The sequence below is a fragment of the Bacillus pumilus genome (genome assembly GCF_038738535.1).
In the GTDB taxonomy this organism is placed as follows: Bacteria; Bacillota; Bacilli; order Bacillales; family Bacillaceae; genus Bacillus.
In genome coordinates, this window is record NZ_CP046128.1 from 939,217 (window position 1) to 959,794 (window position 20,578).

At 40.4% G+C, this 20,578-nt stretch carries 22 protein-coding genes; 9 read left to right on the forward strand and 13 right to left on the reverse strand.

Going from position 1 to position 20,578, the window contains the following annotated elements:
* Positions 1-188 precede the first annotated feature (188 nt).
* From GKC25_RS04520 to GKC25_RS04530, 3 genes are read right to left on the reverse strand one after another with little or no spacing between them, the layout of a single operon-like run.
* Positions 189-479: a hypothetical protein gene (locus GKC25_RS04520; protein ID WP_034663689.1), complete on the reverse strand. Its 291-nt coding sequence runs from the start codon at positions 477-479 to the stop codon at positions 189-191.
* Positions 467-1,525: an anti-sigma factor gene (locus tag GKC25_RS04525; protein ID WP_034663685.1), complete on the reverse strand. Its 1,059-nt coding sequence runs from the start codon at positions 1,523-1,525 to the stop codon at positions 467-469. Before GKC25_RS04525 ends, GKC25_RS04520 begins: the two co-directional genes overlap by 13 nt.
* Positions 1,518-2,009, reverse strand: coding sequence for a sigma-70 family RNA polymerase sigma factor (locus GKC25_RS04530; RefSeq protein ID WP_003211938.1), 492 nt, complete (start codon positions 2,007-2,009; stop codon positions 1,518-1,520). The genes GKC25_RS04525 and GKC25_RS04530 overlap by 8 nt, the downstream gene beginning before the upstream one ends.
* Before the next feature lie 372 nt (positions 2,010-2,381).
* On the opposite strand from GKC25_RS04530, the gene GKC25_RS04535 reads away from it, so the two are divergent.
* Complete coding sequence (locus tag GKC25_RS04535) at positions 2,382-2,984, forward strand: lysophospholipid acyltransferase family protein (RefSeq protein ID WP_034663683.1); 603 nt, start codon at positions 2,382-2,384, stop codon at positions 2,982-2,984.
* A 40-nt stretch (positions 2,985-3,024) separates the two neighbouring features.
* On the opposite strand, the gene GKC25_RS04540 is transcribed toward GKC25_RS04535, so the two are convergent.
* Both GKC25_RS04540 and GKC25_RS04545 read right to left on the reverse strand, forming a co-directional pair.
* Entirely contained in the window at positions 3,025-4,356 is a 1,332-nt protein-coding gene (locus GKC25_RS04540) for a hemolysin family protein (protein WP_012009419.1), read from the reverse strand.
* Between the two features lie 58 nt (positions 4,357-4,414).
* Positions 4,415-4,855 (reverse strand): MerR family transcriptional regulator, encoded by a 441-nt coding sequence (locus GKC25_RS04545; RefSeq protein ID WP_034620022.1) that lies wholly within the window; start codon positions 4,853-4,855, stop codon positions 4,415-4,417.
* 334 nt (positions 4,856-5,189) lie between these two features.
* Here GKC25_RS04545 and GKC25_RS04550 point away from each other — a divergent pair, with 334 nt between their 5' ends.
* Both GKC25_RS04550 and GKC25_RS04555 read left to right on the forward strand, forming a co-directional pair.
* Positions 5,190-6,572: a hemolysin family protein gene (locus GKC25_RS04550; protein ID WP_034663680.1), complete on the forward strand. Its 1,383-nt coding sequence runs from the start codon at positions 5,190-5,192 to the stop codon at positions 6,570-6,572.
* Between the two features lie 90 nt (positions 6,573-6,662).
* A complete protein-coding gene (locus tag GKC25_RS04555) occupies positions 6,663-7,055 on the forward strand; it encodes a hypothetical protein (protein WP_034663677.1) in 393 nt (130 codons plus the stop codon).
* Here the strand turns inward: GKC25_RS04555 and crcB (GKC25_RS04560) are convergent.
* From crcB (GKC25_RS04560) to GKC25_RS04570, 3 genes are read right to left on the reverse strand one after another with little or no spacing between them, the layout of a single operon-like run.
* Positions 7,052-7,417 carry a fluoride efflux transporter CrcB gene (gene crcB, locus GKC25_RS04560; protein WP_187704424.1) on the reverse strand — a complete coding sequence of 122 codons (366 nt, stop codon included), beginning with the start codon at positions 7,415-7,417 and terminating at the stop codon, positions 7,052-7,054. The genes GKC25_RS04555 and crcB (GKC25_RS04560) overlap by 4 nt on opposite strands.
* Complete coding sequence (gene crcB, locus GKC25_RS04565; protein ID WP_034663670.1) at positions 7,418-7,813, reverse strand: fluoride efflux transporter CrcB; 396 nt, start codon at positions 7,811-7,813, stop codon at positions 7,418-7,420.
* A gap of 5 nt (positions 7,814-7,818) precedes the next feature.
* Positions 7,819-8,535 (reverse strand): glycerophosphodiester phosphodiesterase, encoded by a 717-nt coding sequence (locus tag GKC25_RS04570; protein ID WP_034663667.1) that lies wholly within the window; start codon positions 8,533-8,535, stop codon positions 7,819-7,821.
* A 306-nt stretch (positions 8,536-8,841) separates the two neighbouring features.
* Here GKC25_RS04570 and GKC25_RS04575 point away from each other — a divergent pair, with 306 nt between their 5' ends.
* From GKC25_RS04575 to GKC25_RS04585, 3 genes are all read left to right on the forward strand, one after another.
* Entirely contained in the window at positions 8,842-8,943 is a 102-nt protein-coding gene (locus GKC25_RS04575; protein ID WP_017360338.1) for a YhdX family protein, read from the forward strand.
* Positions 8,944-9,107: 164 nt separating this feature from the next.
* Positions 9,108-10,196, forward strand: coding sequence for a mechanosensitive ion channel family protein (locus GKC25_RS04580; RefSeq protein ID WP_034663662.1), 1,089 nt, complete (start codon positions 9,108-9,110; stop codon positions 10,194-10,196).
* Between the two features lie 29 nt (positions 10,197-10,225).
* Positions 10,226-10,957, forward strand: coding sequence for an NAD-dependent protein deacylase (locus GKC25_RS04585; RefSeq protein WP_376745178.1), 732 nt, complete (start codon positions 10,226-10,228; stop codon positions 10,955-10,957).
* Positions 10,958-11,000: 43 nt separating this feature from the next.
* On the opposite strand, the gene GKC25_RS04590 is transcribed toward GKC25_RS04585, so the two are convergent.
* The gene (locus GKC25_RS04590) at positions 11,001-11,855 is read right to left on the reverse strand and encodes a polysaccharide deacetylase family protein (RefSeq protein WP_034663654.1); all 855 of its coding nucleotides are present in this window, start codon (positions 11,853-11,855) and stop codon (positions 11,001-11,003) included.
* A 296-nt stretch (positions 11,856-12,151) separates the two neighbouring features.
* On the opposite strand from GKC25_RS04590, the gene dat reads away from it, so the two are divergent.
* On the forward strand, positions 12,152-13,009 hold the full coding sequence (gene dat / locus GKC25_RS04595) for a D-amino-acid transaminase (protein WP_187704425.1): 858 nt from the start codon (positions 12,152-12,154) through the stop codon (positions 13,007-13,009).
* Between the two features lie 46 nt (positions 13,010-13,055).
* On the opposite strand, the gene GKC25_RS04600 is transcribed toward dat, so the two are convergent.
* On the reverse strand, positions 13,056-13,562 hold the full coding sequence (locus GKC25_RS04600; protein ID WP_003210990.1) for a universal stress protein: 507 nt from the start codon (positions 13,560-13,562) through the stop codon (positions 13,056-13,058).
* Between the two features lie 557 nt (positions 13,563-14,119).
* On the opposite strand from GKC25_RS04600, the gene GKC25_RS04605 reads away from it, so the two are divergent.
* Together GKC25_RS04605 and GKC25_RS04610 are read left to right on the forward strand one after the other, a co-directional pair.
* Positions 14,120-15,877 carry an ABC transporter ATP-binding protein gene (locus GKC25_RS04605; protein ID WP_187704426.1) on the forward strand — a complete coding sequence of 586 codons (1,758 nt, stop codon included), beginning with the start codon at positions 14,120-14,122 and terminating at the stop codon, positions 15,875-15,877.
* Positions 15,874-17,889 carry an ABC transporter ATP-binding protein gene (locus GKC25_RS04610; protein WP_342689918.1) on the forward strand — a complete coding sequence of 672 codons (2,016 nt, stop codon included), beginning with the start codon at positions 15,874-15,876 and terminating at the stop codon, positions 17,887-17,889. The genes GKC25_RS04605 and GKC25_RS04610 overlap by 4 nt, the downstream gene beginning before the upstream one ends.
* 119 nt (positions 17,890-18,008) lie before the next feature.
* On the opposite strand, the gene GKC25_RS04615 is transcribed toward GKC25_RS04610, so the two are convergent.
* The 3 genes from GKC25_RS04615 to GKC25_RS04625 form a co-directional block, all read right to left on the reverse strand.
* Positions 18,009-18,626, reverse strand: coding sequence for an NAD(P)-dependent oxidoreductase (locus GKC25_RS04615; protein ID WP_034663640.1), 618 nt, complete (start codon positions 18,624-18,626; stop codon positions 18,009-18,011).
* Positions 18,627-18,914: 288 nt separating this feature from the next.
* The gene (locus GKC25_RS04620) at positions 18,915-19,118 is read right to left on the reverse strand and encodes an alpha/beta-type small acid-soluble spore protein (protein WP_034663637.1); all 204 of its coding nucleotides are present in this window, start codon (positions 19,116-19,118) and stop codon (positions 18,915-18,917) included.
* Between the two features lie 234 nt (positions 19,119-19,352).
* Positions 19,353-20,459, reverse strand: coding sequence for an ABC transporter ATP-binding protein (locus GKC25_RS04625; protein ID WP_187704427.1), 1,107 nt, complete (start codon positions 20,457-20,459; stop codon positions 19,353-19,355).
* Between the last annotated feature and the right edge of the window lie 119 nt (positions 20,460-20,578).

Here is a 20,578-nt window from a genome sequence, read left to right on the forward strand (position 1 = left end):
ATGAGGAGATGGAAAGTTTAAGGAAAAAATAAAGCTGTCGAGATTTTCTCGACAGCCTGAGACTGCTTATGAAGCAGTCTTTTTTTATTTGCGCTGTAGACTTACCGTTGGGTATATTTAAGAAAATACGAAAAAGCCAGTGCTGCTTGGCGTTAGTCAAGTAACACTGGCTATTCATCTAATGAGATTTAAAAACCTAATTGAAGATCGACATCGATCGATACGATGGTGTAGACACAAACAATAACAAAGATATTCAGTACGACACCAAGGAACCCTGGGCCCGTACGGCCTTTTTTAATGAACAGTTCAATAATGCCAAATGGAACTGCGGCCATTGCAAAAGGAAGCATCTGAAAAGAATAAAATGTCACGTTGCTGATAATGGCGAGGTTCAGCATGAGCAGGGATAATATCGCTGTACCGACGGAAATCCAGCCAAATACATTATGCTCTTTAAAAATTCTTACCAATTCCATAATTCCACCTCGCTCACTTTTGCCGTTTTAATGCGTTTTGTCTTCACAAATTTCTCGATTTCTTTCGAAGGACCTGTGATCACAGAGCCATAAATCGTGACACCATTTTGGTTGATATAGCGTATTCGGTTTGACAGATCCAGTTCAGGTCTGCCAGAGATCGTTTTTGCCCAGGTTGGGTGCTGATCGACATAAGCAAGGGCATCTTTAAATTGATCTACCTCTGTTTTTGATGTGTGCTGAAGCTCTTTTAAGAATTCAGAGTCTTTCCCAGGGAAGCCGATTGGCCGCTGATTCCCGCTTAATGAATCCTCTGTTTTAATCGCATTCCAGAGCACTTTCATATCATATTTTTTAGCAAAGGAATAAACGTCCTTTGGTGTATAAGCTTTGTCATAGGATACATACACTTCACTGACTGTTCCTTCAGGAAGCTTGTCTAAAGTAGTGAGTGTTTGTTTTTTTGATGCATCTGGCTGCGCCGAAGGATGGGTAAAGAAATCCTCCGTATCGCGTGCGCTGTCACCATAATAAGAGATGGTAGGCTGCTTTAATTTATCGAAAAACATCTCGATTTGTTCACTGCCAATGGCTTCTGTTTTATTGCCAATTTGTTTTTGCAGCTTCAATTCGGTGTTCATCCCAAAAAGCTTGACTTGGCCTTTTAAATCCTTCATATCAATCGCCACGTTTGGTTTCGTCAAAGCGACGGTGACAGCGGCTGTTTCCATGAAGTGATTCCCTTTGCTCTCTGCTCCGCCAACACCGTAGTATAGATAACTTCCTAATGTACAAAGCGGTAAAATAATGAGTGTCGATATGACAGCAAGCACGGAAATCCGTAAATAAGACTTTCTTTTTCCGTATTGTAAGATGGCTTTTTGCTTTTCAGGACTGATGGAAAAATCTGTCCAATCCGAGTCGTTCAGTTCCTGACTTAAGCGTTTTTCGTTTTCTTCAAGTTCTTCTTCAAACGCCATCATTTCTTCCTCGTTCATCTCACCATTATTATATTGTTCCCATCGCTTGTTAAACTCTTCATTCATCATTAACACCTCTGTTGTAAAGTGCTTTTAGGCGCTGCCTTGCACGAAATAAAACACTTTTAAAATTTGCTTCAGTAATATTCATGACCTTGGATGCTTCCTTGTAATTCAGTTCTTTTAAATAATACAATGTCAACGCTTCCTTGTAGTTATCTGGAAGCTGCTCTAAATACATGTTGAGGACTTCTTTTATTTCAACCTGTTCAGCAGGGCTTTGTACAGACGTTTGTAAAAGGCCGCCAATTAGATCATCCGATATGGTCACTTCTTTTTTATGTTTCCTGACATAATCAATAAAAGCATTTCGTGCCACCTGAAATAACCAAGGTTTCACTTTGCTATGGTCGTAGGAATGAATATGTATATAAGCACGCATAAAGGTTTCCTGCAATAAGTCTTCTGCCAAATGTTTGTCTTTTGTCATGGAGAGCAGAAACCTGTAAACATCGTTCATATACATTTGATAAATTTCATCGATCGTCACTGATTTTTCTCCCCTCTATGTTATACACGCATAAGAAAGGCATAAAGTTGCACGAAACTTCTCAATACCGTACATTACTCATCTCTTTCGCCGAATCAAAATCATTTCTCCTTATCATAGCGAAATTTACGCCATTTATAAAGCATTTACAATAGAACAAATCAGGAAAAAACCTTAAAAAACGACAATTTTGGACACAATTCCTCTTCTATTCTCTCCTAAAACCATGGACCTGGATACAGAAAGACCGGTGATTCTTAACGAAAAATGATGTGATGGTTTGGCTGTTTCATGAAATTTTTAGTACCAGGTAATAAAAAATTTGTTATAATAGAAACAAATCCTTCATTCTTCAAACAAAGGAAGTGCACTATGTATAAATTTTCAGGCTATACCATCAAAGTATTATTTTCTCTCCGAGGCGGAATCAAAGTATATCAAAAAGAGAATCTGCCAACGGATCGGGGGTTTGTCATTGCATGTACACATGAGGGTTTTGTGGATGTTCTTGCATTAGGCGCAGGGATTCTTCCGTTTGAGATCCACTACATGTCGAAAAAAGAATTGTTTGCAAATAAATGGATCGGTGGATTTTTAAAGAAGATTCATGCCTTTCCAGTTGATCGAGAGAATCCTGGGCCAAGCAGTATTAAAACGCCCATTAAATTATTAAAAGAGGGGAAGATCGTTGGGATTTTTCCAAGCGGAACACGTACAACAGAGGATGTACCTTTAAAAAGAGGTGCGGTCACCATTGCCCAGCTCGGTAAAGCGCCAATCGTTCCAGCAGCGTACAAAGGACCGTCCAATGCGAAAAGTCTTTTCAAAAAGGGGAAAATGCGCTTAATTATCGGTGAACCGATTGAGCAGTCAGAATTTGAGCATCTGCCGCCAAAAGAACGGTTAGGTGCCATGACGGAAGTATTAAACACGAGAATTAAAGAACTTGAAGCTCAATTAATGGAAAAGGCATAAGAAAAACGACCGCTTGCTTTGGCAAGGGTCGTTTTTTTTCTTAAGAAGCGCCTTCTTCAGCGGCTTCTGCTAATTGTTCATTTAACTTTTTGACTTCGATATATACCACATGGTGTCCATCGACTTCATTAATGATAAATTCATAGCCCTGTTCACGAATGGTGTCATTTTTCTCAACTTCATATTTCTGTGTAAGGAACCATCCGCCGATCGTATCGACCTCTTCGTTATCAAGCTGCGTACCTAAGAGCAGGTTGACTTGGTCAACTAGAACCTTTCCATCAAAGATGTAATGGTCTTCTCCAAGTTTACGAACTTCGTTGATTTCATCAATATCGAATTCATCACGAATTTCACCGACGATTTCTTCAAGAATGTCTTCTACAGTCACAAGACCTGCTGTACCGCCGTATTCATCTGATAAAATCGCCATGTGTACACGTTCACGCTGCATTTTGAGCAATAAATCATGTACAGGAACTGTTTCAATCACATGAATAATCGGGTTGACAAACTTTTCGATTGTATCACTTGTAGAACACTCACCGCTAATGCAGGCAGTGAGAACCTCTTTAATGTTCAGAACACCAATCATGTTATCTTTATCGCCATCTTCAATTGGATAACGTGTATATTTCTCTACCTTGGTCACCTTCAGCATTTCCTCAATGGTAATATCATGAGGGAAGCTGACAACTTCAGTACGAGGAATCATAATTTCTTTCGCCAGACGGTCATCAAATTCAAAAATTTTATTTACATATTTGAATTCAGACTGGTTAATTTCGCCGCTTTTATAGCTCTCTGATAAAATAATCCGCAATTCTTCTTCAGAGTGCGCCATGTCATGCTCAGAAACTTGCTGAAGACCGAACGCTTTTGTTAACAAACGAGCAGATCCATTTAATACCCAGATAAACGGGAACATCACTTTGTAAAAAATCATGAGCGGTCTAGCAAAAAGAAGAGATACTTGCTCCGCCTTTTGAATGGCGAGTGTTTTTGGTGCAAGTTCTCCAACCACAACGTGTAAAAACGTCATAATACTAAACGCAATAATAAAAGTGACAATAGAACTAGCTGATTGAGGAATGGACAGCTCTACAAATAGTGGAGCAAGCATGTGCGCAATTGTTTCTTCCCCTAACCAACCAATACCAAGGGCGGTAATGGTAATACCGAGCTGACAGGCCGACAGATACTCATCAAGGTGAGTCGTGACATGCTTGACAGCAACTGCTGTTTTATTACCTTCTGCGATTAACTGATCAATTCTTGAGCTTCTTAAGCGAATGATCGCAAACTCTGATGCTACGAAAAATGCGGTTAAAGCTATAAGCAAAGCAACTATAAGTAAATTAACTATGTCCAATTAAGGCCTTCGTTCTGACTTTGAGAACGAAGGTAACACCTCCTGTTTAGTAAAAATTTTAACTTAACAGCAGTAAAAATGATTGGACAGCCGTCATCTTTTCAGGTGTAAGCTGCTCTTTTAATTTTTCTCGTTGTTCTGGCTGAAGCTGCTTACAACGTACCAAAATGCGGTCCATATGCTCGTTCATCCGATCGATATCAGAGGTTAAATGGACAAGTTCATCAGGATCTTCCTTTTGAGAAGGGAATTGTTCATCTAATCTGGATTTGATGTCAGAAAGAGCCAATCTCTGCTGTTTGCAAAGAACGATTAATTGTAATCGTTTTAAAGCATGTTCATCGTAATAACGATAATTTGAGCAAGATCTAACAGGCGCAAGCAAACCTAGATTTGTATAATAATCTACAGTTCGTTTCGTCACCTGTGCAATCTGTGCTAGTTCACCAATACGATACTTTTTCTCAGCCCCATCTGAACATCTCCTCCTAACCGTCACGTTATAGTTTATGAAAATAGTTTAATATAATTCGAGTCTGAAATACAAGTTAATTGTTCATATTTCCTGCCGATATGAACATTAGAGAGGGATTTCTCAGTCTAGATTGTCCTGTCAAATTTAACATAGTGATACAGGAATTTTCAGATTATTTATGGTAAGATAAAATGAATACCGTTTCATATATATGTAGAGAAGCGGATTTATACGTGAACCGGAGGTGGTTAAGTGGGGCCCTCAATGTAGTCTTATTTAATCAGTTAACCGTTTTGCAAAATATAACATCATCAATCAGGAGGTGACTCCTTGTTCTTCTAAGAAAGAGCAAGGTTAAATGGACGATATTGTTAATCTGAGTATAGTCGGTGTTTTGATTGCTTTAACAGCTTTCTTTGTTGCATCTGAATTTGCCATAGTAAAGGTGAGAAGTTCAAGAATTAATCAACTTGTTGCCGAAGGGTCCAAAAAGGCCATCGTGGCGAAAAAGGTGACATCAAGGCTAGATGAATATTTGTCAGCCTGTCAGCTCGGTATTACAGTGACATCCCTTGGTTTAGGGTGGATTGGTAAGCCGGCTGTAAAAGAACTTTTGGTTCGAGGTTTCGGTTTGACAAACATTCCTGATTCAGCAATCAGCCTGATCTCAGCAACACTTGCGTTCTCTATTATTACCTTTTTGCATGTAGTTGTCGGTGAGCTTGCACCAAAAACGCTTGCGATTCAAAAGGCGGAAAAAATGACGCTCTGGCTGTCAGGCCCGCTGCATGCATTTTATATCCTGATGTTCCCTTTCATTTATGTGTTAAACGGGTCAGCCCGTGTTCTAACCAAAATGATGGGCATCGATATGGGGTCTGAAAAAGAACATTCCCATTCTGAAGAGGAATTGAAGATTTTATTATCTGAGAGCTTAAAAAATGGGGAAATCAACCCATCAGAATATAATTATATGAACAAGATTTTCGACTTTGATAATCGAATTGCCAGAGAGATCATGGTACCGCGGAGAGAAATTTGTGCAATTCCAGAAGATATGCCGCTAGATGATATCCTCTCCATCATGACGCAGGAAAAGTATACACGCTTTCCCGTGTTTTCAGGGGATAAAGACCATGTCATCGGCATGCTGAACAAAAAGCAGCTCTTTGCAGATCTTGTGTATCAAGGAGAAAAAGATCAACTGAAGATTCAAGATTATATATATCCAGTGATTGAGGTCATTGACACGATTCCTATTCAGGAGCTTCTCGTCAAGATGCAGCGCGATAGAATGCATTTGGCGATTTTAACCGACGAATATGGCGGAACGTCTGGACTTGTCACAACAGAAGATATTTTAGAAGAGATTGTTGGAGATATTCGAGATGAATTCGATGAAGATGAGCAGCCGGTTATTCAAAAAAGAGCCGATCATCATTATGTTTTAGATGGCAAAGTAAGATTAGATGAAGTGCAAGATTTGATCGAAATGTCATATCATGATGAAGAAATTGATACAATAGGCGGGTTAATCTTAAAAGAGAATATTGATATCCGAGAAGGACAATCCATTTATCTTGATGATATTCGGATGAAGGTCTTGGAGATGGATGGACGCTATGTGAAAAAGATCGACCTGAAGAAAGGCGTCACATCATCAGAAAAAGGAAATGCACGCACTGGGCTTGATATAAAAGAGCCGCTGTTAGTAAATGAAATGACCTTGAGCGAAAAATAAGCTCAAGGTTTTTTTAGGTATTTAGTCTCTTTTTACGAATGTGCGTTCGGGTTATAATAAGAACAAACGTTCTATAGAGGGGGGATGGACATGCTTTGGTATGAAACAGCAAGTATCACAGAGAAAAAAATCTCAATGAAACGAATTGAGTTCCATTTAAAGAATTTCAAAAATTACCAGGCAGCGATTTTAAATATCGAAAGACAGCTTGAAAAAAGAAGTCCGCATCATCTGGATCACATGACACGGAAGAAGTTAGAAGAGCAAAAAAATCAGTATGAACTCATCGTTGCATGTATTGAAACAGCATTAAAAGAGCTGGATGAAATAGAGCAGCAGCTCATCGATTACAAATATTTTCGAGATTGGCGGATGGCCAAATGTGCGATGGAAATCGGCTACAGTGAAAAAACACTCTTTTTAATGAAGCGCCAGCTCATGGATCAACTGCTCATCAGCTTAGCCGCCATTACCAATATTTAAAAAAGGTGATGTCCTATTTGATAGAACGCAGCAAAGAGACAGAAAGACCCGATGATCGTCATCAATAAGTAGACAGCAAGTTTTCCGATTTGCCGCTGTTGCAGCATGGTCGCAGACTCTACACTAAACGTAGAGAATGTTGTAAAGCCACCGAAAAAACCTGTTCCAATGATCATAAGCAGCGGATGATTGGCAGTCACGGCACCTGTCAGTATACCTAAACCGGCAGCACCTAATAAGTTGATGAGAATAATACTATACGGGAAACGAGCATGAGACTTGGTTTTCTGTATTAATTGGCTAATGAAAAAACGAAGGGCGCTGCCAATCCCGCCGGCAACAGCTGTATATAAAACGATCATTTATCTGCCTCCTCTCTGCTGCTTATTTTGATGAAAGAGCCGCTGAGCCATCATCAGTCCACATAAGGCAGCGGCTACTCCGGCAATGACTGAGAGCAGGATGTAGATCACACTTGAGGTGAATTGCCCAGTCTGTAATAAAAGAACCGTTTCTTTAGAAAAAGTGGACATTGTCGTAAAACCTCCGCAAAATCCTGTTCCGATCAAAGCGGCAAGATATTTTTTTCCCTTCTGGAACATAAAATATCCTGTTGAAAAACCAAGAAGCAGACTGCCTGTTACGTTTTCGATTAGCGTTGCATAAGGGAATGTTTGGCTGACAATCGATTGGCTTAGTTCATATCTGCAAAGTGTCCCAAGCAGTCCGCCTATAAATACAGCAAGATACGCTTTCATTTACATCATTTCTCCTTTAGAAAAAATGGCGGGTGATCCGTCACCACTCCATCAACGGGATATTTTTTGATCCGATCGGCTGTTTTTTGGTCTTTCACAGTCCATATAAACACATCCATCCCGAATGAGTGGATGCGGTCTATCCACCATCTGTTGATCATCGTTTTCTTCATATTAAGACAATCAGCAAACGAGCTGTATGCAGTTAACTTTCTTTTCGCCAGTTTAAATGCAGTAGGCTTTATAATCAAAGCTGTTCGAAGAGAAGGGGCGAAAGCTTTGATTCTTTGAAGTGCATGATCATCAAAAGATTGAATCATGATATGACGAGAATAGGCAAACCGATTGATGATGTCGACAACTGCCTTTTCAATTCCTATCTGCCGTTTTGGGTGTTTGATCTCGATCAATATCCCGATCCGCTGGCTGTATCTCTCAAGAACTTCTTGTAATGTTGGAATTCGTTCATTCGTGTACTGCTGGTCAAACCAGCTTCCTGCGTCAAGTTTTTTCAGCTGATCAAGTGTATAGCTTTTGACTAAACCGTTTCCGTTCGTCGTTCGGTCAACTGTATCATCATGGATCACGACTACGTGCTGATCCAATGTGAGCTGTACATCTAATTCAATATAATCTGCACCCTGCTGAACAGCTAAATCAAACGCGGCAATTGTATTTTCTGGGGCAGCGCTTGATGATCCTCTATGCGCAATAATATACACATGCTCCAGCTCCCTGACATAAGTTCTGGTCTTATCATATCAAATGCTTTACCGTTTTTCCTTCTTTACTATATGGAGGGAAGAAGAGCTGTATGTAATGGTGAATCGCATTGCCAAGAAAGTATGATGCTTCAAATGTGAAAAGTTGCAGGAATATCCCAAGCCATGATTGAGTAAATCTGAAGTACATCAATTTTTCTTCGATCAATTTTGTCCAAATCGTCAGCGTTCGCCAAAATATTAGTGCTTTCGTCATGTTGACTGAAAATTCTGATGTTTTATAATGATGAAAAGGAGGCGAGATGATTGGGTAAAGGGAGAATTAGAGTGGAAGAACGTATTAAGGCCGAAACGGATGCTGAAATGTTTAAAGCGACTCTCCTTGATCAGGCTCAGAAGAAAAAGTAGTTTGCTGCCCGTCGATATGTCTCTAGCCAAAATTTCATAATTGAACATCATGCCTCGGGACTGGTCCCGAGGCTTTTTATATAGAGGTCAGACATTTATGAGAGGACATAAACGAAGGTTATATTATAAACTAGAGAGGATTGTTTTAAAGGAGAGAGACAAACATGTTTACACAAAAATGGATGGATACATATTTTACAGTAGATGTTGCGATCCAAATCGGTATTAGCCTTTGTATTTTATTGCTTTTTTTATTGCTTCGGAAAGTATTTACGAAGTACTTATTTCATCTTCTCTTTAGGCTGACCAATCGGTCTAAAACGGAGGTCATTAACCAAATTGTTGTGGCTTTCGAAAAGCCAGCCAGACTGTTTTTTGTCGCACTTGGGTTATATTTTGCGTTAAGACAGGCACCATACTTTGAGCATCATATGGATGTCATCGTCAAATTATATAGATCCTCCATTATATTGATGCTGACATGGGGGCTTTGTAATTTAACCGCAGCTTCTTCTTTCTTATTTCAAAAAGTAAATTCTAAATTTGAATTGGAAATGGATGATATTTTAGCGCCGTTTTTATCAAAGGTACTTCGCTTCATTATCATTGCACTAAGTATTAGTGTCATTGCACAAGAATTTAATTATGATGTAAATGGACTTGTGGCAGGTCTTGGTCTAGGTGGTCTAGCCTTTGCGCTTGCTGCACAGGATACGGTGGCGAACTTTTTTGGAGGAATCGTCATCATTACAGAGAAGCCTTTTACAATGGGCGACTTTGTGGAGACGCCTAGTGTTCTTGGGACTGTCGAGGACATTACATTTCGAAGTACAAAGTTTAGAACACCTGCTGAAGCTGTCGTGACAGTTCCGAATTCTACGCTTTCAAAGGAACCTATCACGAACTGGACGAGAATGAATAAACGCCAAATTACGTTTTCCGTACGTGTATCCTATAATACACCAAAGGAAAATCTTGACCGATGCATCAAACGTCTCAAACAAATGCTTTATGAACATGATGGGGTGCACAAGGAGACGATCATGGTAAATCTCGATGTACTGGCGGACAGTTATTTGAATTTATTTTTCAACTTTTACACAAACACGACGGCCTGGGCTGAAAACCTTGATATTAAACAGGACATTAACTACCGTATCATGGATATCTTCCATCAAGAAGGTGTAGAATTTGCCTTCCCTGGACAGACCATTTATATGAAACAAAAAGGCGAAAAACAGCTGGGTGAATAAAGGAGGAATGGTGAGTGGATCAAACAAAGGTGGCAGCGCTAAGAGAGAAATTAATGCAGGCTTCACATATTATGGTACTTTCAGGTGCGGGTATGAGCACAGAATCGGGTATCCCCGATTTTAGATCAACGGGCGGCTTATGGACTGAAGACACCGCCCGCATGAAGGCGATGAGCCGGTCCTACTTTTTATCACACCCTCAGCATTTCTGGCCGAAATTCAAGGAATTGTTTCAGATGAAAATGAGCGGAGAGTACGAGCCCAATAGTGGACATACCTTTTTAGCCAGCCTTGAGAAACAAGGAAAACATGTGGATATTTTCACCCAAAATATTGATGGCCTGCATAAAAAAGCAGGAAGCCAGCATGTATATGAACTCCACGGCTCCATTCAAACAGCTACTTGCCCATCGTGCCAAGCGACATATGAACTGCCTTATTTATTACAAGAAGAAGTGCCTGTATGTCTAAAGGTTTCCTCAGACGGACGGACATGTGGGCGTGTGCTGAAAACAGATGTTGTCCTTTTTGGAGACAGGGTTAAACATTTTGATCAAGTAGAGAAATCACTTCAGCGAGCGGACCTTCTGCTCGTCATGGGGACTTCCCTAGAAGTGGCGCCAGCAAGATATATTCCAGAAGATGCCGCTCAAAATCCTTCCATCTTCAAGGTGATGATGAATTTGAGTGAAACAGAATACGATCCACTGTTTGATCTTGTCTTTCATGAGCGAATTGGCGATCTCGTGAAAGCTTTATAAATCATCAAAGACCCCGCATCCAAAAAAGGTGCGGGGTCTTTCTTTATTGTTGCAGCGGCTTCATCGATTCATCAAGGACTTCAAATGTATAGCCCTTCGCTTTTAGCTGTGTGATTAAACTGTTTAAGTATTTTGCTGTCGCTGGCTGATCGTGCATTAAGATGATTTTTGGTTCTTTTGGATGTTTTGTCTCAAGCACTTGCAGCTGATTTAATACCTCTGGTACATATTTTGAGCTTTTATATTTCCAGTCAAGACTGTCAATTGTCCAATCCCAGTATACAAAGCCTTTTTGTTTTAAACGTGCCTTTTGCTGATCCGTTAAATTTGGGGCGCTGCCATAAGGTGTTCTCACAAGATGTGTATACTCACCTGTGACAGAAGCCAAAATGCGCTGATCTTCCTTCATCTCATTGACGGGAGAATCACTTTTTTGATAAAAGCGTTTCACATCATGTGTGATACCATGAAGCCCTAACTGATGACCTTCTTGATGAAGTCTTTTCACAGCTGCCGGGTGTTCCTTAATCTGCGGCCCAAGCATAAAGAATGTGGCCTTTACTTGATGCGCTTTGAGCACATCTAAAAGCTGATTTGATGTCGCTGACGGACCATCATCAAAGGTTAAAAAGATCGTTTGATCCGTTACATGTTTGTTTGGGTTGATCTTAAAATGTGCATCTAATGTTTTCGTAGAATCATCTTTTGCTTTCAGACTTGTGCTTGTGTTTCGGAATTGACTGCTCGCAGACATTTTAGCCGGCTGATCTGCTGCCTGCATATTGGTTTTAGATATATCCCATATAAAAAAGAGGATCAGTGACAGAATCACTAAACCAATCGCTTTTGAGAGCAGCATCGTGTTTGAAGGTGTCTGTTTTTTCGTAACCCGTTGCATTACAATCGCTCCAATAAATCAAAAATTTGTGTCGAATCATGTAGTAGATTCTGTCTTTTTTCGCTGTTTTTTGTCGTGCTCATATGGATTAAGTATACAGGAAAAAAGAGCCTATGAATATAGAAGATGCTAAAAAATTGGAATCTTTTTGGTTATGAGTCTATGTTTGTTACAATAGAAAGTTGACCATTTATCATGATGTGAAATAATTCTGAATAATCATTGAAACGTACTCATTTATCCGCTAAGATAGCATCAGACTCAACCATTAATGCGAAGCGAAGGGGAGATTCCGTATGAAAGTATTGTATAATGGCGATTTCATTGAAAAAAAGGATGCACATGTTGATATTGAAGACAGAGGCTATCAATTTGGTGACGGCGTCTATGAGGTCATCCGTGTATACAATGGGACTTTGTTTACATTAAAAGAGCATACAGAGCGTCTGTTCAAGAGTGCAAAAGAAATCGGCATTCATCTTCAAGGGGCAGTATCAGATATGGAAGAAAAGTTAAAACAGCTCGTCGCCCACAACCAATTAACAGATGGAGGTGTGTATATTCAAGTCACGCGGGGCGTCGCACCTCGTAAACATCAATATGGCGATTCTCTCACTCCTCAAATCACAGCATATACGTTCCAGGTGAAAAAGCCTGTTCATGAGCAGACAGCTGGTGCAAAGGCCATATTATCTGAGGACCTTCGCTGGTTAAGATGTGATATTAAAAGCTTAAATCTCTTATATAACGTCATGGAAAAGCAGAAGGCATCTGAAGCTGGTGCATTTGAAGCCATTCTCATTAGAGATGGTTTTGTGACTGAGGGAACCTCCTCGAATGTATATGCCCTCATTGATGGCGTGATTCGCACACATCCAGCAAACAATCTTATTCTAAACGGTATTACCCGTAGAAAGCTTCTTGAGGTATGTGAAGAAGAGGGATGCAGTGTTGAAGAAACTCGTATAAGTAAAGAAGAGCTGCTGCGCGCGCAGGAAATCTTCATCAGCTCGACGACGGCTGAAGTCATTCCGATTGTTGAAATTGATGGCCAGCCAGTAGGGGAAGGCGTTCCAGGAGAGTTGACAAAGCGTGTACAGGAAGGCTTCCAGCAAAAAATTAAACATGAAAGTGAAGCATCTATTTCTTCATAAATAAAGAGAGGCTGTAAACCAATGTTTACAGCCTTTTGTGATTCTTTTATTTTACAATAAGCACAGGTATATCTGATTTTGATGATAACTTTTCACTTACACTGCCAAAGAGCATTTTTTTCAATCTGCTTTGGTCACGTGCTCCCATGACGATGAGGTCTGCTGATATGTCTTCAGCATATTCGATAATCGCTTCCGCTGGTTCCCCCTCAACAATTTCAATGGCAGCTTCAAACTGCTCCTCATTTAAAAGCATTCTTGCTTCTGCAACGACCTCTTCTGTATGATCTTCAAAAATCAAGGGACTTTGCTGTTCATCATGAGGTACATACACAGGGGGTGTTTGAAGGTCTGCCATGCCGCCGCCGATATAAGCTCCGCCAGTCATTGGGCGTGGTGCATCAAACACCTGTCTGCTTGATTTGCCATCATGTGCATAGGCAACAGTCAGCTTGGCATTCAAGGTTTTGGCTAGAGCGATTGCCTTTTTTAATGCTTTCTTACTGTCTTCATGTCCATCAAACGCAACGACCATCCGATCAGCTTGAAACAATGTCCTCATTCCTTTCAAAAGGAGTCTTTACACTCATGGTATACCCGTTATCTGAAAAAGATACACATGAAGGCGGTGAACTTTTTGTTAGAAAATTTCATTTATTGAAAAATATTTATTGACAAAATGGTGACAGCCGCTATAAGATAAAAAAAGATTCAAGAGCCAAAAGGAGGAAATGTCATGTGCAACATTGGAAGAATGAAATCAAACTGCATGAATGGGTTGATTCACGTGACAATTACACCTTCATTGGTCATTGAAAAGGGACTCGTATGTTCCAATTGATCGGATGAATCAAGGCGTATGTTGCGTATTTGTCAACATGCGCCTTTTTACATGACTAAAAGAGGCGTACCAGACAGCTGGTTGCCTCTTTTTTTGTTGTATTCATTTCGCATTTCGAAATAAAGGGATGGAGATCAACAAGTAAATGAAGAGGAGTGAAAGCATGTGAACATGCCAAAAGCAAGACAAATGACAAAAACCAAAAAAACGAAACAAGGTGACAGCCAGGAAAATCTAGAAAGCGGCTAGCTTTAAAAGGAGAGACAAACATGTTTTCAGTATTTGCGAAATTAGGCTGGTTCTTCAAACAAGAGTGGAGGCGTTATACGATCGCCATTACGCTTCTGCTCATTGTGAATGTGCTTGAAATGCTGCCGCCAAGATATCTTGGGCAGGCAGTTGATGACATTCGTTCTGGTCAATTTACAACATCCAGTATTGTGTTTTATGTAACCATTTTTTGCTTGCTAGGTGTCGTCGTCTATACGCTGACATATTTTTGGATGTATCAGTTATTTGGCGGCGCAAATGTCATGGAGCGTGTGATGCGCGGGAAGCTCATGCGTCACTTACTTAAGATGACACCCACCTTTTATGAAAAGAAAAAAACCGGTAATTTAATGGCATTAGGTACAAACGATTTAAATGCTGTGGCTTTAACGACAGGTTTTGGCGTTCTGACATTGGTTGATTCCACTGCTTATATGCTGATGATCTTCTTTACGATGGGGCTGACGATTAGCTGGAAATTAACCTTAATGGCGATCATCCCTATGCCGCTGATGGCGCTCTTGATTGCGTATTATGGCAGCAAGATTCATGATCGCTTTACAGTTGCTCAAGATGCATTTGGTGATATGAACGATCGCGTCCTTGAATCAGTCGCAGGTGTCCGGGTTATTCGGTCTTTTGTACAGGAGAAACAAGATGTCGAACGCTTTCGCCAAATGACAGATGATGTATTTCAAAAAAATATGAGAGTGGCGATCATTGATTCATTGTTTGAGCCGACAGTGAAATTACTTGTCGGTGTCAGCTACTTAATTGGAATCGGCTACGGAGCCTATCTTGTGTTCCAAAGTGATTTAACCGTTGGTGAGCTTGTCGCATTTAACGTCTATCTTGGAATGATGATCTGGCCAATGTTTGCGATAGGCGAATTGATTAATATTATGCAAAGGGGAAATGCGTCGTTAGACCGGTTGAATCATACACTCAGCTACAAGCCGGATGTCACAGACGCTTCTCAGCCAAAAACGTTACAAGAGCCTGGCGATATTCAGTTTGATCACGTGACATTCAGGTATCCAACTTCCCCTAAAGATAATTTAATTGATGTGTCCTTTACGGTTCGAAAAGGGCAGACAATCGGAATTACAGGCAAAACAGGAAGCGGTAAAACGACTATCGTAAAACAGCTTCTGCGCCAGTATCCAACAGGTGATGGTCAAATCCTGCTATCAGGAGTCCCAATCCAAGAGATCGAATTAGATCAGCTATTTCGATGGATCGGATACGTACCGCAGGATCATATCCTTTTTTCAAAAAGTGTAGAAGAGAATATGCGCTTTGGTCATCGGGACGCAAAACAAAATGAATTAGCACAAGCGATCAAAGATGCTTACTTTGAAAAAGATTTACGTCTTTTGCCAGAGGGTCTCGAAACCATGGTGGGGGAAAAAGGTGTGGCACTGTCAGGTGGACAAAAGCAGCGAATTTCCATTGCACGCGCTTTATTAATAGACCCCGACATTTTAATATTGGATGACTCGCTTTCTGCGGTAGATGCAAAAACAGAAACCGCTATTTTAGAAAATTTAAGGCAAAATCGTCATGGGAAAACGACGTTTATTACGACTCATCGTCTATCAGCTGTTGAGCATGCGGATCTCATACTTGTCATGGAAGAAGGATGCATAGTCCAAAAGGGCACCCACGAAGAGCTCATTCAGCAAGACGGGTGGTACAAAGAACAATTTTTGCGTCAGCAGCTGACAAACCAGCTGGAAGGAGGGGATGAGGCATGACAACAGGAAGAAGACTCCTTGCCTACGCACTCCTTTATAAGAAAGTACTGTCTGTTGCCTTGATCTTTCTCATCATTGCAGTAGGTGCTGAACTGACAGGACCATTTATTGGGAAGAAAATGATTGATGATCATATTTTAGGTGTAGAAAAACCGTATGTCGAAGTCAATGAAAAAACAGTCAAAACCGTTTATTACCAGGGAAATAACTATATACGAAGCGATCGATTAGACAGTGGTATGAAATCCGGAAAACAAATCAATGTGGTGCAAGTCGGATTCGGTTACTATTTTGTAAATGAGCCGATTCGTTTTGATGGAAACCGAAAGATATCCGGAGATCAGCTTACCATTGAAAATGGGAACGAGCGCGAGACATATGAAGTACAGCGTTTATCAAAAGAGGAAATTTTCTCTTTTTATGAGCCGGAAATCAGTGGTTTGGTGCAGCTTGTTCTATTTTATCTAGGGCTTCTCGTCATTGCGATTTTCTTTCAGTATGCGCAGCATTATCTGCTACAGCGGATAGCCAATCGAATTATTCAAAAAATGAGGGTTGATGTATTTGAGCATATTCAAACGCTGCCTATCCGGTATTTTGATAATTTACCGGCTGGAAAGGTCGTAGCGAGGATTACCAATGACACAGAAACCATTCGTGATTTATATGTGACAGTCCTCGCTAATTTCGTGACGAGTGCTATTTACATGATTGGAATTTATATTGCCATGTTTTTATTAAATGTGAAGCTGGCACTCATTTGTTTGGTGGCGGTACCGATTATTTTCCTATGGTCAATGACCTACAGAAAGTTTGCATCAGTGTACAACCACCGCATTCGTTCGATCATTAGTGACATCAATGCCAAGCTAAATGAAGCCATTCAAGGGATGACCATTATTCAAGCGTTTCGTCATGAAAAAGTGACGAAAGAGGAATTTGATGAGCTGAACAACAATCACTTTCGATATCAGCGAAAGATGCTGCATTTAAATTCACTTCTGTCGCATAACTTGGTTAACCTGCTTCGGAATTTAGCATATGTGGCACTCATTTGGTATTTTGGCGGTGCGTCCTTAAGTGCGACGGGCATTGTGTCAATTGGTGTGCTCTATGCGTTTGTCGATTATTTAAATCGATTATTTCAGCCGATTACAGGCATTGTGAACCAATTCTCGAGATTGGAATTAGCAAGGGTTTCATCGGAAAGGGTTTTCCGATTATTAGATGAGCCAGGAACAACAGTGGAAGAACCTGTTCAAAAGAAAATGGAGGGACACGTTCAGTTCCAAGATGTCACCTTTGCTTATAATGAAGGAAATAATGTATTAAAGAACATTACGTTCGAGGCCAAAAAAGGCCAGACGGTTGCACTTGTGGGGCATACCGGTTCTGGGAAAAGCTCGATCATGAACTTGCTGCTGCGTTTTTATGACATTCAGCAAGGAGACATTCTCATAGATGGGGAAAGCATTTATCACCAGTCACGCCAAACGTTGCGCAAACAAATGGGCATTGTGCTTCAAGACCCGTATTTATTTTCCGGAACGATTGCATCCAATGTCAGTTTAGGAAATGAAGACATTAAAAGAGAAACGATTGAATCATCATTAAAGCAAGTAGGCGCAGTAGAGTTATTGAAGCACCTGCCAGAAGGATTTGATGAACCAGTCGTTGAAAAGGGAAGTACTCTTTCCTCAGGGGAACGTCAGTTAATCTCATTTGCCCGTGCATTAGCGTACGATCCAGCGATCTTAATTTTAGATGAAGCCACTGCAAACATTGATACAGAAACAGAAGCGATCATTCAGCGGGCGCTTGATGTCGTCAAAGAAGGACGAACGACTTTTGTCATTGCTCACCGATTATCCACCATTAAAAAAGCCGATATGATTTTGGTATTAGAAAAAGGTGAAATTGTCGAGCGAGGCAGTCATGATCAACTCATGCAGCAAGAAGGGCTGTATGCGCAAATGTACGAACTGCAAAAGGGTGCTGTTGCAAACAGCTGATGAATAACAAAAAAGAGCCTATTCACTTTGAATGAGGCTCTTTTTATTTGCATAAAAAGTCGAGGATTCGTTTTTGACCTCGACCTTTACTAGTTATATCGTTTACACGAGCTGCATCATCAGTAGGCAATGCCGACGCGTTGATGTACAAATTCCTTCGAATTTAACTGCTGATATAAAAAGTGTGCGGTATCTTCAACTGAAATTTTCTTTCCATCTATAGGGAGAAAATCTTTTTCATAGCGATATGACCGTGTCACATCTCCATCTGGTAAATAGGTTGGACAAATAATGGTCCAATCTAGATCAGTCGATTGAAGGATTTCAAACGCTTTGGCATGCTCTTTAGCTGCTCGGGAAGTAGTCCGCCTTGATTCATTTGTTTCAAAACGGTAAAGTTCCGGCTGCTGCCTTGCCTTTAAAATACCTGCCGTACCAATTGTAATAATTCTTGAAGTATTTGATTGCTTCATGGCTTGTACGATATGCTCCATTGAAACAGATAATGTATCATCACCATCTGTTGATAGACAGCTCACAACAATATCTGCTCCTTTGATCGTCTCAAGCACATCTTCTCGATTTCTTGAATTGCCGGTGACTTGAAACATACCCGCAAGCATTTCTTCTCGGTTTGTCCGAATCAATGAACGAACTATGTAACGATCATCTACTTGAACGAAACGAAGAAATGCTTGTCCTACACGTCCATGAGCACCGAAAAGAGCTATTTTCATCTGTTCGATCCCTCCACTACATACTATAAGTGAAAAGAACCCAAAATGGTACAACTTTTATGTGATGCTTTTTTTATAAAGGTGAAAGGACCGAATACTATGAGCATATTCATATAATAGAGAGATCCCTACAAATTGTAGAAGTTCAAAGTTCATACCGGAAATAATGTCCATGAAGATCCGCTCCTTTCTACTACATGATATGAGCTGGAAAGGAGATTGGTGAGGGATAAAAATAAAAAAAGAAGACACCTTAAGAGAGGTGCCTTCTATGATCCAAATATGAAATTAAGCTTGTGTTCCACCCATGTGTTGTTGAGCGTAAGATACAAGACGCTTAGTGATTTCTCCACCAACTGATCCGTTAGCGCGAGATGTTGTTTCTGCACCAAGGTTTACACCGAATTCAGAAGCGATTTCGTACTTCATTTGGTCGATTGCTTGCTCTGCTCCAGGAACTAGTAATTGATTTGAACTATTAGAATTTGCCATGATGTGAATCTCCTTTTTGTATATGATTTGGTTTTTGGTTGGGTTTGCTGGAATCGCACCAGCGAAATGAGCAAGTCATTTGCCACTTGGCGAAACCCAATGCAGTAACTTGCTTTGTACTAAGTATTATGGTGATTTCTGAAAAAAACATACGAGAAAAGAACATGGTAAATGTTGTTCAACATGCAAAAAAACCATCACTCAATCATGAGTGATGGTGCTGCATGTATCTCTTTATTCAGCGGAGCGAATGCGGAGCTCCGTATCCGAGTCAAAGAAGTGGGCTTTGTTCATATCGATGGCAAGAGGTATAGACTGTCCAGCCTGAACATCGGTACGAGAATCAACACGAGCAATAAACGATTGACCATCGAGAGAAGAGTAAAGCATCGTTTCTGCTCCCATTAATTCAGCAACTTCTACGTTGGCATCGATCTTTGTGCCCTCAGATGCCTCTATAAACACGGGTTCATCATGAAAATCTTCTGGTCTGATACCAAGGATGATATCTTTTCCGATATAACCTTGGCTGCGTAATATCTTCATCTTTCCTTCTGGTACACGAATATGCGTTTTTCCAACTGCAATGGCACCGTCAGAGAGCTTTCCTGTGAAAAAATTCATCGCAGGAGAGCCAATGAATCCACCTACAAATACATTCTCTGGATTTTCATATACATCCTTCGGCGCTCCAACCTGCTGAATAAAGCCATCTTTCATCACAACAAGGCGAGTAGCCATTGTCATAGCTTCAGTCTGATCATGTGTGACATAGATAAATGTCGTTTGCAGACGCTGATGAAGCTTAGATATTTCAGCACGCATCTGAACGCGAAGTTTTGCATCTAAATTAGAAAGCGGCTCATCCAAAAGAAAGACCTTTGCATCACGCACAATTGCTCTCCCAAGTGCAACACGTTGTCTTTGACCGCCAGACAGAGCTTTTGGTTTTCTGTCTAAATATTGCTCAAGCCCCAATATTTTCGCAGCATTTCGAACCCGCTCATCAATTTCTGTTTTCGGGAACTTCCGCAGCTTTAATCCAAAAGCCATATTATCGTATACATTCATGTGAGGGTACAAAGCATAGTTTTGGAAAACCATTGCGATATCCCGGTCTTTTGGTGCTACATCATTCATCCGTTTTCCGTCTAACAGAAAATCCCCTTGTGAAATCTCTTCAAGTCCTGCAATCATGCGAAGGGTTGTTGATTTTCCGCACCCAGATGGACCAACAAACACGATAAATTCTTTATCTTCTATATGTAGATTAAAGTTGTCTACTGCTGTTACCTTGTTATCATACACTTTATAAATTTGATTGAGCATCATTTCAGCCATAGATGATAACCTCCCCATCCTCTTATTGAAAACGCTTTACTTGTAAATAAAGTGTATAAAATGGGGAAGCGTCTGTAAATGGACAACGTGCACAACATCTCATTTTCACTTTTGGGCAG

Coding starts and splice junctions, on each gene's coding strand:
- GKC25_RS04520 (WP_034663689.1), bottom strand. CDS start 479: ATGGAATTGGTAAGAATTTTTAAAGAGCATAATGTATTTGGCTGGATT.
- GKC25_RS04525 (WP_034663685.1), bottom strand. CDS start 1,525: ATGAATGAAGAGTTTAACAAGCGATGGGAACAATATAATAATGGTGAG.
- GKC25_RS04535 (WP_034663683.1), top strand. CDS start 2,382: ATGTATAAATTTTCAGGCTATACCATCAAAGTATTATTTTCTCTCCGA.
- GKC25_RS04550 (WP_034663680.1), top strand. CDS start 5,190: ATGGACGATATTGTTAATCTGAGTATAGTCGGTGTTTTGATTGCTTTA.
- GKC25_RS04555 (WP_034663677.1), top strand. CDS start 6,663: ATGCTTTGGTATGAAACAGCAAGTATCACAGAGAAAAAAATCTCAATG.
- crcB (WP_187704424.1), bottom strand. CDS start 7,417: ATGATCGTTTTATATACAGCTGTTGCCGGCGGGATTGGCAGCGCCCTT.
- crcB (WP_034663670.1), bottom strand. CDS start 7,813: ATGAAAGCGTATCTTGCTGTATTTATAGGCGGACTGCTTGGGACACTT.
- GKC25_RS04580 (WP_034663662.1), top strand. CDS start 9,108: ATGTTTACACAAAAATGGATGGATACATATTTTACAGTAGATGTTGCG.
- GKC25_RS04590 (WP_034663654.1), bottom strand. CDS start 11,855: ATGCAACGGGTTACGAAAAAACAGACACCTTCAAACACGATGCTGCTC.
- dat (WP_187704425.1), top strand. CDS start 12,152: ATGAAAGTATTGTATAATGGCGATTTCATTGAAAAAAAGGATGCACAT.
- GKC25_RS04605 (WP_187704426.1), top strand. CDS start 14,120: ATGTTTTCAGTATTTGCGAAATTAGGCTGGTTCTTCAAACAAGAGTGG.
- GKC25_RS04610 (WP_342689918.1), top strand. CDS start 15,874: ATGACAACAGGAAGAAGACTCCTTGCCTACGCACTCCTTTATAAGAAA.
- GKC25_RS04615 (WP_034663640.1), bottom strand. CDS start 18,626: ATGAAAATAGCTCTTTTCGGTGCTCATGGACGTGTAGGACAAGCATTT.
- GKC25_RS04620 (WP_034663637.1), bottom strand. CDS start 19,118: ATGGCAAATTCTAATAGTTCAAATCAATTACTAGTTCCTGGAGCAGAG.
- GKC25_RS04625 (WP_187704427.1), bottom strand. CDS start 20,459: ATGGCTGAAATGATGCTCAATCAAATTTATAAAGTGTATGATAACAAG.